Annotated in this window: 1 protein-coding gene and 1 pseudogene; one reads left to right on the forward strand and one right to left on the reverse strand. The window is 66.3% G+C overall.

Features of this window, described 5'->3' with window-relative positions; genetic code table 11:
* Positions 1-142 (forward strand): annotated as a pseudogene (locus IG80_RS17115) (NADP-specific glutamate dehydrogenase); the annotation flags it as partial.
* A 95-nt stretch (positions 143-237) separates the two neighbouring features.
* Here IG80_RS17115 and IG80_RS0111790 read toward each other — a convergent pair.
* Positions 238-875: hypothetical protein (locus IG80_RS0111790; RefSeq protein ID WP_032114225.1), on the reverse strand; the 638-nt coding region annotated here is incomplete at its 5' end.

The following is an 875-nucleotide window of genomic DNA, read 5'->3' on the forward strand; positions in this document are numbered from 1 at the left end:
GCACGTGATCATGAAGGACATCCACGCCAACTGCGTACGCCACGGCAAGCGCCGCGACGGCAGCGTCAACTATGTGGACGGCGCCAACATCGCCGGCTTCGTCAAGGTCGCCGACGCGATGCTGGCGCAGGGCGTGAACTGAGCGGCCGATCACGGTGATGGCCAGCCGCAGGACGCCGCCGCCGGGCGGCGTCTTCATTCTGCATCCGGCCGGTTGCGCCGCCGCCCCGCAGCTTCCTACTGCAGCTCCAGGTAGCGGACCATCGACGCACGCTGGGTGGCAGGCAATCCCTGCAACTGCCGGTGGACCGAGACGATGAACGCACAGCGCTGGAGTGGACTCCACACCTGCGATCGGCCCGCCTGGGGGCCAGCGAGATCCTGGTAGGCGCGCTGCATCAGGCGCGAATGGGCCTGCCCGTCCCGGAAAAGCTGCTCGGGCGTAGCCAGTGTCCTGGCTTCCTGCTCGGGCAGGGTATCCAACAAGGCGACCAACCTGAGTAGATATTCGGACTGCATCTCGGCGGCGGTGGCGCGTGATATGCCACGAGCATCTCCGGCCAACGCCGTGCATAGCGGAGCGTCCTGTGCCTGCAGCGCGTGGATGTACATCATCCGTTCCGGTTCCCACCAGGCGAGCACGGCCGCATCGGACGCACTGCTGAGCGCCTCCCGCCGAACCTCGTTCAGCATCGCGTTCTGGTGGTGGTTGAAATGTGATTCCTGGCGATTCTTGGCGGTCCAGTACATCTTGGATGCATAGTCATCCACCACCTGCGGCAGGCTCCGCGCCACGGCGACGAGCACCTCCGCCATGGGGCTGCCGGCTCCGTGCTGCTGGATCAGCGCCCACCAGCGCAACTGCGGATCCCCCA

This window comes from Candidatus Paracaedibacter symbiosus (genome assembly GCF_000757605.1).
Classification (GTDB): Bacteria; Pseudomonadota; Alphaproteobacteria; order Paracaedibacterales; family Paracaedibacteraceae; genus Paracaedibacter_A; species Paracaedibacter_A symbiosus.